The 15376-nt window shown below is 53.0% G+C and carries 10 protein-coding genes; 3 read left to right on the plus strand and 7 right to left on the minus strand.

The genetic code is table 11. From position 1 onward, the window contains the following. Window positions 1–7: 7 nt before the first annotated feature. The 5 genes from H144_RS0120600 to H144_RS0120625 form a co-directional block, all read right to left on the minus strand. Window positions 8–1132 (minus strand): redoxin domain-containing protein, encoded by a 1125-nt coding sequence (locus H144_RS0120600; protein ID WP_019944001.1) that lies wholly within the window; start codon window positions 1130–1132, stop codon window positions 8–10. Between the two features lie 251 nt (window positions 1133–1383). Then, window positions 1384–2967, minus strand: a complete 1584-nt coding sequence (locus H144_RS0120610; RefSeq protein ID WP_019944003.1) for a SusD/RagB family nutrient-binding outer membrane lipoprotein — start codon at window positions 2965–2967, stop codon at window positions 1384–1386. A 46-nt stretch (window positions 2968–3013) separates the two neighbouring features. Continuing rightward, window positions 3014–6391: a SusC/RagA family TonB-linked outer membrane protein gene (locus H144_RS0120615; RefSeq protein WP_229207954.1), complete on the minus strand. Its 3378-nt coding sequence runs from the start codon at window positions 6389–6391 to the stop codon at window positions 3014–3016. A 336-nt stretch (window positions 6392–6727) separates the two neighbouring features. Next, window positions 6728–7759, minus strand: coding sequence for a FecR family protein (locus tag H144_RS33415; RefSeq protein WP_019944005.1), 1032 nt, complete (start codon window positions 7757–7759; stop codon window positions 6728–6730). Window positions 7760–7777: 18 nt separating this feature from the next. Then, on the minus strand, window positions 7778–8332 hold the full coding sequence (locus H144_RS0120625) for an RNA polymerase sigma-70 factor (protein ID WP_026350871.1): 555 nt from the start codon (window positions 8330–8332) through the stop codon (window positions 7778–7780). Between the two features lie 283 nt (window positions 8333–8615). Here H144_RS0120625 and H144_RS0120635 point away from each other — a divergent pair, with 283 nt between their 5' ends. Beyond that, complete coding sequence (locus H144_RS0120635) at window positions 8616–8954, plus strand: hypothetical protein (protein ID WP_229207955.1); 339 nt, start codon at window positions 8616–8618, stop codon at window positions 8952–8954. A gap of 149 nt (window positions 8955–9103) precedes the next feature. Further along, window positions 9104–9487, plus strand: coding sequence for a type II toxin-antitoxin system HicB family antitoxin (locus H144_RS0120640; RefSeq protein ID WP_019944009.1), 384 nt, complete (start codon window positions 9104–9106; stop codon window positions 9485–9487). Here the strand turns inward: H144_RS0120640 and H144_RS0120645 are convergent, their stop codons facing one another. Further along, entirely contained in the window at window positions 9488–13330 is a 3843-nt protein-coding gene (locus H144_RS0120645; RefSeq protein ID WP_019944010.1) for a PVC-type heme-binding CxxCH protein, read from the minus strand. 181 nt (window positions 13331–13511) lie between these two features. Between H144_RS0120645 and H144_RS0120650 the strand changes: the two genes are divergently transcribed. Then, a complete protein-coding gene (locus H144_RS0120650) occupies window positions 13512–14396 on the plus strand; it encodes a hypothetical protein (protein WP_157505003.1) in 885 nt (294 codons plus the stop codon). 36 nt (window positions 14397–14432) lie between these two features. Here H144_RS0120650 and H144_RS0120655 read toward each other — a convergent pair whose 3' ends face one another. After that, window positions 14433–15341: a bestrophin family protein gene (locus tag H144_RS0120655; RefSeq protein ID WP_019944012.1), complete on the minus strand. Its 909-nt coding sequence runs from the start codon at window positions 15339–15341 to the stop codon at window positions 14433–14435. Window positions 15342–15376: the final 35 nt, after the last annotated feature.

Here is a 15376-nt window from a genome sequence, read left to right on the forward strand (position 1 = left end):
TATGGGATTAGTAGTAGCGTCCGACATACTTGTTCTCGACGATCAGCTTCTTCATTTTCGCGGGGTCGATCGGCCCTTGCTGCGAATAGACGATCTTGCCGCCCGGTTCCACAAGTATGGTATACGGTAAAGCGCCCTGCCACTTCGGATCTACCGCTTCGATCAGCTTGTATTTGTCCTCCACATTGAAAATATAGTTCTTGTTGGAAGCGAATTTGCCTTGCAAAAACTTCAAAGCCTTGTCCTTCTTATCCGGGTTATCGGCGCTGATCGATATGAATTCGAAATCGCGGCGGCGGTACATGTGGTGCATCACCATGAAATCGGGAAACTCGGTCACGCACGGCCCGCACCAGGTAGCCCACACGTTGATGAGCCGCAGCTTGTCGGATTGATTCTGGATCAATTCTTTCAAACCCGCCTCGTCGATCGTTTCCAGGGTGACAGGCTCTTTTGCCCAGGCGGTTTGCTCTTTCTTGACATTATCCTCTTTGGCCGCCCATTTCATCGAGCATCCGAAAGTTTTGGTAGCAGGTACGGGCACCGGTTTTCCCGCCAGCATGGCTTCGATAGCGTTCCGCGCATCGATATTCTTCGGGGTGCCGGTCGGTTTTTCGACGTCGTCGATGCGACCGTTATATTGCAGTTTTCGGGCTTTGTCGAAAATGAAAATATGGGGTGTAGCTACCGGCCCGTATGCTAAGGCGATCTTCTGGTCGTCGCCGTCGTAGAGGTAAGGGAAATTATAGGCCATATCTTTCGCCCGGAGCTTCATTTCGGCGTAGGTGTCGCTCATGTCGGTGTAGCCGAGCTCGTCGAGCAGAATGGCTTTGGGGTCGTTGGAAGAAATGGCGATGACGGCCACTTTCTTCGCCTTGTAATCGGCAGTAAGCTTTTTAATGCGCTCCTCGTAAGCCTGTGCGGTGGGGCAATGGTTGCAGGTGAACACGATGGCGAGGATATCCGCGCCGGCGAAGCTTTTGAGCGAATACCGCTTGCCGTCCACGCCGAGTAAGTTGAAATCCGGCGCCTGGGCACCTATTTTCAACGTTTCGGGCTGATCGGCCGCAAAAGAACCGAATCCCGTGACGCACAAGGCAATAGCAAATAGCAATTTGGGAAATGCACGCATAGTCCTGGTTTTTGGTTGAATTATGAATTTAAACCAAAAGCCGCCCCGGTGCAACAAAATACTGGTTTTGTTCTATCTGATTTTGCTCATTAAAAAGGAAGGAGAGGGAGGAAGGGAAGAGATGGAGGAGAACGAGGATGGAGGAAGGGTGGCAAGGGAAAAATCGCATCGAACGTAGAAGACCCCGCGGGGGTCGCGTCCTGAATTAGACCATTCCTCCTTCCTCCATTCCTCCTTTCCTCCTTTGCCCCCTATTTATCCCACCAAATACGCGTCGTGAATAAATCCGGGCCTTGTTTGCTCACGGCGGCGCTGTATGCCTCGCGGTTGAGGCTTGCCTCGGACTCGGGGTAGCGCAGCCTTCTCGGGATGGTGCCGCCTGTTTCGTTTCCGGCGTAGTTGGTCGGCACGAGTATGGGGTAGCCGGTGCGGCGCCAGTTGGCGTACACTTCGATGTTGTTCATGAAATGCGAGGCCCAGAACTGGGTGTGGATCTGCTTCATGCCGGCGTCCAGCGTCGTCGCGTTGTACGGGTTCGCGGTCAGGTAGGCCTGTATTTGCGCGGGGGTGACCGTTACGTTGCCCGGGTACAGTGCCTGCGATTCCATCGAGGCTTTCACGGCATTGTCGTAATAGGTTTTCACATCGCCCGTCGTCCATTTGCGCAAAGCGGCTTCGGCGAGCAGGAGCGATACTTCGGAATAGGCCTGGAAAATCGTCGGAGCGGCCAGGGCGGCGATCGTGTTGATATTGATCTCCGAATATTCAGCCTGCATATTGTCCGTCCAGTTCGGGATCAGGTCTTTGATCGTCGTGTAATCGTAACCGCCCGGAAGGCCTTTCTGAACGTCGGGAGCGCTGGTTTGCGCCAGCTTGGCCGGGTCGGCATTGCCTTGCCACAGCGTCGAGTAGAACGGCAGGCGCGGGTCTTTCGTCGCTTTCAGGTGGTCGATAAAGGTTTTATTCAGTTTGGAATAACCCTTACCCTGTGCCGACGGCGGCACCCCTTCCCCACCCTGCAACAGGTAGCTGTTCACATTCCAGTTGTTGGCCGAGCCGCCTGTATGGTCCAGCTTGGCGATATCCGCATTGCTTTGCATCACACCGCCCGCAATGGCTTTCTTCACCCAGGTTTCGGCCATGCCTATATCGACTTTGGTCAGGCGCATTCCCAGCCGCAGCATGAGCGAATAGGCAAATTTCTTCCACTTCGCCGCATCGCCGCCATACAGGAAGTCTGCGCCGCCGAACGACGCCTTCGCCGCATCCAACGCCTGCGCGCTGGCTTCGAGCTCACCGAGCATGGCGGCGTAAACCTGGTCCTGCGAGTCATAGCCCGGCTTGTACACCGACTCGATGTAACCCAAACCAGCCTGCGAATAAGGAATGTCACCGTACATGTCCGTCACCCGATGCAGAATAAACACCCGCCAGATGCGCGCAATGTGGTACATGTTGCTCATATCCGGCTTGTCTTTCAGTAGCGAAATGAGCTGCGCCGTTTCTTTCAACTCGCTGCTGTATGCGGTTTCAAAAAGGCCCTTATTATAGTCCTGCTTGTACAGGTACTTGTCGCCCGTCCATTGCCAGGCGTTGAGCGAAGCAAAGTACTGCACGAAGCATCCCGACAGTTTATCATTGGCATACAGCGTATTATTGTCGCCGTCGCCAGCCGTTTTGATAATGCTGTACGAAAAAAGGCTACCGATCACCGGGTCGGTATAGGCATTCGGGTTGGTGTTCATTTCCTCGAAGCCATTGTCGCAGGCGGTCAGGCACATGGCGCCTGCGAGCAGGGCCGTGAAAGCTTTCAGGCTGATATTTTTATAGATCATATGTCAAGGTCAAAATTGGTAGTTCAAACACAAATTCCATTCACTGTCAGAACCTTACCATGAGGTTCAAACCAAAACTGCGGGTAGGCGGCACACCGAAATTCTCCAAACCCTGTGCATTGCCATTGCTGTAATTCGATTCCGGATCGACATTTTTAACCTGACTATAAATGAGCAGCAGGTTACGCGCAACGAACGAAAGGCTGGCTGACTGAAAAGGTGTTTTGGCCACGATGTTTTGCGGCAATGCGTAGCCGAAAGTCAGCTGGCGTAACTTCACAAACCCGGCATCCGACACAAACTGATCGGTCAGCGAAAATGCGATGCCCTGGTAGTAGTTCTGTGCGGGGATGATTTTGGTAAATGCAGCCCCTTCCTGGTCTACACCCGTCACGGTCACGCCGGTTTCGCGGACGTTATTCTCCACCGTGCGCTGGTGCAGGCCGTAATTCGTGGCATAAGCGTTCGTCGACACATACATTTTCGAACCAAACTTGCCGTCGAGCAGGAAGCCGAGCGAGAAAGTTTTGTAGCGGAAAGTGTTCGTCAGGCCGAGGGTTAATGGCGGCACACCGCGGCCCAGTGCCGTGAATGCGCTTTGCAAAGGCAGGCCGCTGTCGCGGTTGTAGACCACATTGCCATTCGCATCCGTTTTGGCGCGGTAACCCGAGATCATCCCGAACGGCTGGCCTTCGAAGTGGTACACAAATCCATTTTGCGTACGTGCGATCGCGCCCGGCAATGCGAGGCTGGTAAGTCCGTCCGCAATTTTGACCACCGTATTTTTATTATACGCCATGTTGAAGCTCACATCCCAGCCGAAACCATTCGCCGATTTCACCGGTGAGCCCGTCAGCAACAATTCGATCCCGCGGTTCCGGACCTTACCCACATTCAGCGACACATTGGTATAACTCGTTGAAAACGGGACCGTTGCATTGACAATGTCATTTGTGGTAGTACGGTCATAGACAGTTATATCCGCGCCGAGCTTGTTGCCAAACAGCTTGGTTTCGATACCGAACTCCGTAGTAGTCGAAGTGTACGGTTTCAGCTGCGCGTTCGGGATGGTGCCGCCATTGATATTCATCAGAGGCTGGCCCAAATGCGATTGTGCAGGCGCGGCATAGGCGAGCGAGAGGCCGTAGGGATCCGGCGCGCCGCCACCCACTTTGGCCCAAGAGGTACGCACCTTTCCGTAGTCCAGCCAGGAAGGTTTGGTTTTAAAACCATCGGAAAACACGTAACTCAAACCCACCGAGGGGTAAAACAGCGTGTTGTTGTCAGCAGAAAGCGTCGAAAACCAGTCCTGGCGGCCGGTAAGTGTCAGGTAAAGCAGGTTGTTGAAACCGATATCCGCCGACGCGAAGAGCGAGTTGATGCCGAATTCACGCGCCACTTCCGTGTAATTCTGGCTGCTGCCATTGGTAATGAAGTAATTAAAAGGCACATTCAACCTTCCGCTGGTCGCGGTAACACCATTGGTATTGTTGTACATTTTATTACCGCCAGCGATCGCATTCACGGAAAACCGGCCGAACTCTTTGTTGAAACCCAGAATGGCCTCGGCATTGGTTTCATAAGTGGTCACGCGGCGCGTCGACATTTCCCCCTGCGTATTGTAGGCCGTTCCCGTGGGCGTAATGTCCACGCCGCGGATCGAAAACTGGTCGATACCCAGTCGGCCGCGCACATACAGGTAGTCGGTAAAGTTATAACGTGTATTGAATGAGCCGATTACGCGACGCTTATCATCCTCGTTTTTTACTTTATTAACAGCGAAATAAGGGTTCATTACAAACACGTAATCGTTCCAAAGCTCCTCGTAGCCGCGATCATCGTAACCTGGCGAAAGCGTACGGATATCGAGGTTGGTAGCCGCTACCTGCACCGATGCATTCGGATTTTTGGTAAAATCGGCAACGAACGTCCTGTTTTTGACATGCTCGATATTGTACTGCACATTTCCCTCGAAGACCAGCTTTTTGGCCAAAGTGGATGAAGCGCTGAGATTGAATGTCTTACGATTGACGGACGAATTCGGCACGACGCCTTTGTTATCCATATTGGAAGCCGAAAACCGGAAATTGGTCGTCTCGTTGCCGCCATTGATCGCCAGCGTGTTGCTGAACGTGCTGCCTGTATCGTAGAAGTTTTTGATATTGTTTTTCTGGGCAGAATAGGGTCTTTCGACACCGTCGGGCTGCATGACCATCGAGCCGTCGAGCTTCGCACCCCATGAGGTGCGGCCGTAGGAAATAGCCTCCGCCTGCGAGGTAGGTGCCACGCCGCGCGAACCGGCGCCGTATTGATATTGCCAGTCCGAGAATGTCAGCGGGCGTTCGAATGTGAAGTTGGAATTAAACTCTACGCCCAGTCCTTTCTGCCCCTTACCGGACTTCGTCGTGATCAGAATAACGCCATTTGAAGCGCGCGAGCCGTAAAGCGCCGCCGCCGTGCCGCCTTTGAGGACGGAAATGCTTTCGATATCGTCGGGGTTGATGCTCAGCAAGCCGTCGCCGTTGTCGGTCCCGCCCCACGTGCCGGGCGAACCCTGATTAGCATTATTAATAGGAATTCCGTTCACGACGTACAGCGGCTGGTTATCCCCGCTGAGCGAACCGTTGCCGCGAATAATCACGCGGCTCGAACCTGCTGCGCCGTTGGCTGTGCTGGTGGCATTCACGCCCGCGATCTTACCGGATAATGCGTTGCCCAGATTGGCTTCGCGCGCCTGGGTGAACTCGCTGCCTTTCACCTCGGTCACCGCGTAGGTCAATGCCTTTTTGTCTTTGGCAATACCCAAAGCCGTCACCACCACCTCGTTGAGCGACTTCGCTTCGGGCGCCATTTTAATGCTGATCTCGCTCTGGCTGCCCACCGGTACTTCCTGCGCAATGTAGCCTACAAAGCTGAAAATCAGCACCGCATTGTCACTTATCACGTCCAGGGTGAACTTACCATCCGCATTGGTGGTGGTACCCGTTTGGGTGCCTTTCACGAGAATACTCACGCCGGGCAATGGGTCGCCTCTTTCGTCGGCCACCGAGCCGGTCAGCTTGCGGATCACCGATTTTATGTCGGGTGCCTGCACGGGTTCCGCTGGCTTGCGGTGCAGCAAAATGTGTGAATCCACGACCTCATAGCTCACGCTGAGGGGTGTCAGGAGCTCATCGAGCACCTTGGAAAGCCGGCTGTTCACGGCATTTACCGACACCCGCTGGCGCGCGTTGATGCTGTTGCCGCTGTAAATGAATTTGATGCTGGTTTGCTTTTCAAGCCGGGCAAGGACGGTTTTGACCTCCGCCGACTGCACCGTGAGCGACACTTCCTGCCGCAGGATTTCCTGCGCCCGCGTTTCAGCCGCAAACGATAACCCGCAGAAAATCACCGAACAAAGCAGCTGTACGACAGTTATTTGCATAGCACGAATCAATAACCGTTTGACGGATATGGTTTTTTGCATAATTTTAAAATGTTTTTGATTTGTAAGAGACTCAGAAACAAGAGCATCCGTTCCGGGATTGGCGTTTCGGGCGGATGTTGTCAGGCCAGTAATGTTCGCAGCATTATTGGCTTTTTTTGTAGATCAGGGTTTTGGCATAGGCGCTCGTTAGGGTCAGGTGTGGTCAGGTTTTGTCAGGTGTGGTCAGGTGTGGTCAGGGTTTGTCAGGTGTGGTCAGGTGTGGTCAGGTTTTGTCAGGTGTGGTCAGGTGTGGTCAGGGTTTGTCAGGTGTGGTCACGGGGGGTCAGGGTTTGGTTATTTCGGGCAGCCTTCGCCGTTTACGAAAAAGCTTGTTCCGCGGAGTTCGTAGTCCGCATTCACCGATTTACAAATGAAACGGAGCTGGGTATGCAGCGGCAGTCCGGTAATGTCGCCCGTAAATGTGCAGTTGTTCAGGGCCGGGTTCTCGACCACTATTTCAATATCGTATGCCTTTTGCAAAGCGTTTAGTACCGTTTGCAAAGGCGATTCCTCAAATGCCAGTTCCCGCTTCTGTACCGGCGGTTCCACCATCACCGGCGCAGGTACCAGTTCCGGGACCAGCTTTTTGGCTTCCTTATCGAATGTAACCTTCTGGTTAGGCCTGAGAACGACGCCATTGCGGCTTTGGGATGATTTTTCCTGGTTTTCATACACCGAAACCTTCCCGCTCAGCACCTGCACCTCGATCGTCCGCGCATTCCCGAACGACGTCACCTTGAAACTCGTCCCCAGCACCTGCGTTACCAGCTCGCCGGAATACACGAAAAATGGCCGGGAAGTATCGCGTTTAATATTGAAAACGGCCTCGCCTTCCAGCTCCACCTGTCTGTTTTTGGGGTCGAAATGCCTGGGGTAGCGCAGGGTACTTTCCTTTGCCAGCACGATTACCGACCCGTCTTCCAGCGTCAGCGAACGTTCAGAACCGCTCGTGTTTTTGACTATCAAAAAGCCGCTTTTAGCGGAGGTCACATCCTTTACCGGTATATTTTGGCTAGCCACCGGCTCAGTTGAGCTTCCGAAAATTCCCGGCCTGAACACATAAAGGGCCATTGTCAGCAGCACTGCCGCCGCAATCCCCATCCCCATCCGCACGACGGGCATGTCCCAGCGGCGTGCCGGCAAAGCATTCTGCCGGATTTTTTTCCAGATTTTTTGCTCCATGGCCCGTGCTTCCGTACCGGCGAGCGGTTCCGGAGCCAGCGAGTGCACCCGCTCCGACCATTCGAGCACCTGCCGCTCCTCCTCGGAGCTGCATGTTCCGGCCAGGTATTTTTGCAATAATATGTCGAACTCGTGTTGATTCATGTTGATGTGGTTTCCAGGCTAATGATCTGAATTATAAACCCTGAGCTGATCTTTCAGGACTTTTAGCGACTGCGTGATGTGGTATTCGACGCCCTTTTCGGACAAGCTCAGCCGCTCGGCAATGTCCTTCACCGACTGGTTTTCGAACCGGCTGAGCCGGAACACCTCGCACGTTTTTTCGGGTAGCTTTTTCATTACCTCATCCACGGCGCGGGAAAGGTCCTCGAAGCGGACAATCTCCTCGGTGCCATAAGACTGCCGTATCTCGTTCAGGATCAGATACTCCTGGTATTTTCGCTGGGTAATGCAGGACTTGATGTAGTTGGTAATGCGGTGTTTCATGGAAACCACCAGGTAGGCCTTCAAATGGCGGATGAGCGAATCCTCTCGTTTGTGCCAGAGGTTTTCGAACACATCCTGCACCAGTTCTTCGGCTTCTTCTCGCGTGCCGGTTTCCTGAAACGCGATACCGAACAGCCGGTACCAATACCGGGCATAGATCTCCTCGAATGCGCGGGCGTTGCTTTGTTGGAGCAGGTCCACGAGCTGTTCGTCGGTAAAGCGTTGGTACATAGGTTTAGGAATATCGTTGCGCATATATAGGCAACTAACCCCGTAAAAACCCTAGACGATTTTGTAAAAAATTTTGAGAAAATTTTTAATAGTAGAATTTTATTTTGCGTTTTGACTATTTAAAGAAGAATACTAGACCCTGATATGCGGATTTTTCAGAATTCCGTAATCTAGTGCAGAAATTTCTTCAAAAAGCCGGTCCATTTCTTCCCAATAAGCTTTTTTGTCCGTCGCCGGCACTTTCTGTTCGGAAACCCTATGAAGACTCATCCTGGAATGGATTTTGAACGCCATCTTTGAGACCCTCCTCGTGGCGGAAACTTTCCGGCGTATCGATACCGTTACAAACCATACTATCCGCATTTATTCGACGAAACAATCTGAAAATACCATGTCCGCCCCGCAACTCACCGGCTTGCAAAAACGCGCTTCGAAATACATTAACAAAGCCATCTCCTATCAACTCCGCCCCGGAGAAGTGATCGAGGGGTATTTCTCAGGCTTTGACCCCAATTCCATTGACCGGGCAGTGATCCAAATGTCCAACGCCGCCGACAAGACCACCCTACCGCTGATGACGGTGTTGAATTATTTTGAGGGGGTTGAGGAGGAAGAGGATTGAATCATAAAAATTTTGGAACGTCACAAGATTGCAAACATTTGGAAATTCGTTACGTTTGTAACTTAATATCAGTTACACACTATCGCCTCATCCTACTCCTATCGTGAAATCATATGTGATTGAACAGATCATTACAACGCTCAAAGACAATGGAAAAATCAAAAATGATTAACTCGCTAGCATACGAAGGTTATACAGCCAATATCCATTATAGCTCGGCCGATGAAGTGTTTTTCGGGAAGTTGATCGGAGTTAATGACCTTGTCACTTTTGAAGGGACTTCGGTGGAAGAACTTAAACAGGGGATGAAAGAGGCTGTTGACGATTACGTTGAAACCTGTAAAACGCTTGGAAAGGCGCCGGAGAAGTCTTACAAGGGCGTTTTTAACGTTCGGGTTTCTTCCGATCTGCATAAAAAGATTGCGTTGCTGGCTTCGCAATATGATGTTACCTTAAATGATTTTGTCAAATCGGTTTTACAATATGCTTCGGCGCATCAGGAATTGGGTGACGAGATGTTTGGGTTGCGTTAGTTACTTCGTCAACGGCACCTGTGCCGTCGTCCGCAAATACGCAATCAATTCCGTCACTTCTTTTTCCGAAAGATTATCCAGCAGCCCGGTCGGCATCATCGAGGAAGGGGTTACTTCCCTGGTTTGAATGTCTGATTTGTTGATATTGACTGCATCCTGCCCCACGATCCGTAATGTGAGCTGGCGGTCGGTTTCTTTGGCTACGTTGCCTACGTAGGTACGGCCGTCGCGGGTGGCGATGACGACCATCTTGTAGTCGTCCTGGATCTCGCCGCTGGGGTCTAGGATGTTGCCAAGCAGGTAATCGAGGTTGGCGCGATTGGATCCGGTGAGCTCAGGGCCGATGCTGCCGCCTTCACCGTACAATTTGTGACAAGGCGCGCAGGTGCGCTGGAATACAAGGCGGCCACGGGTTTTGCTGGCATCGGCTACGGCCTTGTCGGTGAGCAGGGTCCGGTATTTCTTGTAGGCTTTCTCGTCAAATGCGACGTGGTCTATCGGGCCCCATACCTCCACAAAGCCGCTGCCGACCACGCGGCGTAGCTGGCGGGCGACGTAGGTCGGGACGTCCTTTTTAGGGATCACATTCTTCGAAATGGCCTGTGTCAGGAGCCAGCCCGATTTTGGGCGCGAGGCCAGGGTTTGCACGGCTTCGGATTTTTCCTGCGCATTGAACTTCGGATAGGCATCGATGAGCTGCTTCGCCAACGGCTCGCTGTCGTAACCGGCCACCGCGCGGATCGCGTCGAGGCGTAACGCATTGTCGTTCAGCAATGCGGGCAACTCGGCAGCAAGTTCGGGGCGCTGCCGGGCGGCCAGGGATTGCAGGGCTTTTGTTCGCTCGGTTAATGCGGCGGATTTGTTTTTCAATGCCGCCAATGCGGTTTTCGCGGATTCGGTATCGCCGAAATGCCTGCCCAGGTCTGCGGCTAGCTGCGCGGTAGGTTTATCGGCCTGTTTGAGTTTGGCATAAACGGCATTCCAGTTTTCGGGGGTTTTAATGTCGGTACGACCTTCCAGGCCGTCGCGCATGCCGGTCAGAATGTCGACGCGGTTGGCCGTTGATTTCCCGAGGTTTGCGACAAGTATGTTAGTTTGATCCGCATCAACCAACCGGCGTGCGATGAACTGGGTCACCATCGGAATTTTGCTTCCTGCGGCCAATTCCAATGCTTTTGGAGCATTGTCTTTCATCAGCGGCTCTATACCGAACCAGATCATTTTAGGTAAATTATGGTCCCCCGCATCCTCCGCGTGCGCGAGCAGACCTTTTCCAATGCTCCATTTCGCATTGGCATCCAGTCGTTGCACGGCTGAAGCCAGGTACAGCCGCACCACGGGCGACGGGTCATTCATAGCCATTTGCGCAAACTGAATAATGACTTCCGCAGCAGGCTGCGCATCCTCGCACAGAAACTGGATCGCCCAGGCGCGTACGTGCGCATCCGCGTCCGACAATGCTTGCTTTAATGCCGCATTATCCAGATTATCCGTCACTTTCAGTGCCCACATCGCACGGAGGCGGTTGTCGGCATTGTCCTTGGCTTGATATAATGCATTCAATTTCGCGATAGCATCCTGGGAAATTTTGCCGTTCGCCGCCCTGCTTTGGAGGATTACCCGCGCGCGTCGGGCATGCCATTCGCTTTTGGTGGTTTGGAGTGCGGCCAGGTCGGCGTCGCTGAATTTGGTAAGATCATCATAACGTCCTTTCCAGTTTTCGGCGAGGGAGTTTTTGGGCATTACCCTGAAAATCCGGCCGGTTTCGGAATTGAGCACGTCGGAGCCGCAGATGTCGGCGTCGTGCCAGTCGAGGATATACATGCCTCCCTCCGGCCCTATTTCCATGCTGAAACCGACCCATTGGGCATTGTTGGCCATCAGGAAATCGTCGCTATGCTTGCCGGAGAAGCCGGAGCCTTTGGCAATCAGTTGGTCAGAAAGAATGCCGTGCTCGTGGATATTGGCCATGAATATTTTCCCACGCTCGGATGCCGGAAATGCATCGGAAAGGTAAATGCGCGCCCCGCCATGCGCCGAGCGGTGGCTGTGATCGGCGATGGTCTTAATATCATTATACACATACGGGTTGAAATGCTGGCCGCCCTGCCGGTGGTAAATGCCGCCGGGTACCACATGCCACAAATGCGGGATCACGCAGGCCGTGATGAACAGCTGGCCCTTGGCATCGTAGTCGACACCCCATGGATTGCTGAAACCGTGCGCCACCACTTCGAATTTGCGTTTGGTAGGATGGTACCGCCACACGCCGCCATTAATATCCACACCATCTTCCACTTCGATGTTCTCGGGAAATGTGTCGTTATGTTTGTACAATTTACCTTTTCCAACCGGCTTGCCTACTTTGGAGGGCGTCGCAAAACCCTGTAAACCGTATAACCAGCCGTCCGGCCCCCAATGGAAGCTGTTGAGCGTTTCGTGGCGGTCGCGGATACCCCAGCCCGTGAGCCGGACTTCGATATCGTCCATATCCGCCTTGTCGTCGCCGTTTTTATCGGGGACAAAAAGGAGGTTAGGCGGCGCGCCCACAAATACGCCCCCGAACCCCACCGCCAATGCAGCCGGGAACGCGATGCCTTCCATGAATACCTTCTTGCTATCGGCCACGCCGTCGTGGTCGGTATCTTCGAGGATGAGTATGCGACTGGTGCCGGCATTGGAAAAACCTTTTCCACGCGATTCGTAGTCCTTGTTCTCGGCGATCCACATCCGACCGCGGTCGTCCCAGCAGAAGGCCATCGGCTGCGTCATCATCGGTTCGGAGGCGAATGCATTCACTTGGTAGCCTTCCTTAACGGTCATCGCTGCCACCGCTTCTTGTGCGCTGAGGAATTTGGCCTCCCTACCCTCTTTTTGCGCCAATGCCCAAAGCGCTGTCGTATTATACTGACCGGTGTTACCGATAAACTCGCCGAATGTCTTATTCAATTCAACATCCTTAAAATCACCCGTATAAACCACCAGCTCATGCCTGATGATTTCCGTTTCGCCCTTTTTGATATGCCAGTCGCCCTTGCGTGCACGGGCGGGCCCGGCGCCCAGCTGCCCGTCGACGCGCCACGTCTGCGGGTAGCCCTTATTGGATGGGTGGTCCAGAATGGCAATGTGCGCCAGGTCGTTGCGGCCGGGTACCTGCATACCGATATCCACCCACATCGCAGCCTGGCCCTCCGCCTTTTCGTTCTTCTGGCGTGCCGCATTCACGACCTCGCCTTTAATGCCCTCTTTCCACGGCATGCGTACAAACAGGCCGCCGTAGTCATATTTGCCGATCGTCACGTCGGTTTTCGCCTCGCCGTTCCATTCCAGGTCGAGGAGGTATTTGCCATCCTTCACACGCATCGACCAGTTTTGTGTTTCGGTCAAAACAGCCGCCCCGGTGGAGTCCAGCAGGTGGTAGACGGTCTGCCATTTCACTTCCGCACCTTTCGCTTCGATCACGCTTGCGGATACTTTTTTCCAATAACCATCTGTCGGATGATGGAAATAGTCGCGTCCGTTCACACGGGTATAGCCCCAGTAAATGCCCGTCTGATGCTTGTGGTGGCCAGGGCTGTATTCGGTGAGGACACCTTTGCCGTCCGGCGCCACAATGGGGTGCAGATAGGGCCGGAAGTCCGCCTTGGCATTTTGAGTAAGAATCGGTTTCGTTTCATTACCCCGGAAAATGCTGATAGTCTGCTCTTTATCATTCTGCACAGCCCGCAAGGCAACTTCGGCCGGCGGCTCGGCAATATACCCCAGCCTATCGCTATCAGCAGGGCCGACGAATTGGAATAACACAAAAACAAATAGCAGCGGCAGCAACCTGAGCAAGTTCATAGGCAGTATTCCTGGGTTTTAGGATTAAATGCGGATGCGATATGATCATCCCGATACCCGGAAATAAGCAAAAAGAGGTCGATAATTACTCAATTTTTCAGGTAGCCTGTGGTTTACGCCATTTGTATTTAAACAGAATTATCTAACTTGAGGGTTAACAGAATGCATCAACAGCCGCGCCATGACATCCCTTAAACTATTCATCCTCTTTGTGATGATCACGATGATGCAGCATCACGGGATCATTTACCGCACCGGCTCGAAACGACCGGCCGGCCCTACGCGCGACGCCCTCGACGAACTCCGTAAGCCGAAACCGAAGCATATGCTGGGTACCTGGCGGATTTCAGGCGTGAGCACCACCGCCGACGGCGTCGTACAGCCCGACGGCCAGCCCGTGAGGCAGTACAATCCCGGCGAAAAGCATAACATGCTCATTTCCTTCTTCCCCGACAGCACTTTCACCCGCGTGGGTACCGACGGCGAGTATACTTCCGGCCAATGGGATTTCGACACCGCCGCGCATACCGTTTTTCTCACTTCCAACCGCAGGACAGAGGAAATAGGCGTGTTTTTTTCGTTTGCAGGCAATGGTTTGCGGCTGATCAATTTCGAGTTTTCTCCCAATGAAAGTGTTTCCCTCGTGGAGTACGGCAGCAAACTGCTGCGCTACCAGGACGATCCGTACTTTGGGGCCAACAACTGGTGGCGCGTCAAGCCCGCCAGCTCCGAAAACGAGGCGCAAATCCGTGCGCGGCTGCTGAACTACCTCGCGCACACGGCCCACATACTGAAAAGCGCGCAGATCCGCGAGCAGGACTACATTTCAATGGAATTTTCGCCGGGGATCGTGAAGCTGTACAATGTAGGGGTAGGTGTTGTAAAAAAAGACAAAATCCCTGCTACCTGGCTGGCGGCATTCTACTCTCCAGAGGAGGCGCATAAGGCGTATGACATGTTCGAGGATTACCTTTTTAAGGCTACACACAAGAAATACCAGAGTGGTAACTGGGTGCAGGACGACCATCATATCCTGGTCGATATCCAGAAAGGAATGAGGAAGTAAATGGCGCGAAACACTGGTTTCGCGCCATCGGAGGATTTACAAAATATAGAAGGTTTCCGGTTGAAATGCCTGGGGCACGTGCTTGTCCTTCATCATCTGTTTCAGGTCGCGCTCGATGTTCCGCGAGATCGACAGCACAGGCGTGTCGGTTGGCTTGTTTTCGAAAGGGTCCTGCAAATGGATCGCCATTTTTTCGATCAGGAAGAAGCAGGCAGTGATCACAATCAGCACCGGAACCATCAGAAAACCAAATAATTGCACCAAACCGAACGGCAGCAGCAGGATAAAGAAGTGCAATGCCAGATGAATGTACAGGCTGTAAGTAGCCGGGAAAACGGTGTTTTTGATCCGCTCGGATTTACCCATATGGTCGCACAGGCGCGTCAACGTCTGGTCTAGCTCCACCTGCTGGTACGGATTAACCCAGCCCTGTTTCAATGCATTGTTCAGGTCGCGGGCATGCAATTGAATGATACCCACGTGCTTGTTGTCGAAATCTTTGAGATACTCCACCTCGTCTTCCGACACAAACTTGCTGATCATCGGCATCGGATCGTCCCGGCGCAGGCCTTTGCCCAATGCATAACACCAGGCGATCTGCCGTTTGATCATCCGCTTTTTGAAACCGTCGATGCGCTCAGGTTCCAGCGGGTCTTCCATGAGCGACAAAATCTGCCGCGCAAACGTGCGCGAATCGTTCACAATGGCGCCCCAGATGATGCGGGCCTCCCACCAGCGGTCGTACGCCTGGTTGGAGCGAAAAGCGAGCAGCAGCGAGATGATCGTCCCGAGCACGCTGTGTACCGTCATCGGGATTGAAATGTTCGTGATGTGGTAATTTTGGTAGATCACCTCGATGGCGATGCCATAGATCGTCACGAACAGGATTTCATATTTGATCTTACCGAAAATATATCGGATCGGAATGTTCTTTTTGAGAAGCATATGGGGAGATCTTTACCTTTTTTCATAATTGGTGA

The organism is Dyadobacter beijingensis DSM 21582, assembly GCF_000382205.1.
Classification (GTDB): domain Bacteria; phylum Bacteroidota; class Bacteroidia; order Cytophagales; family Spirosomataceae; genus Dyadobacter; species Dyadobacter beijingensis.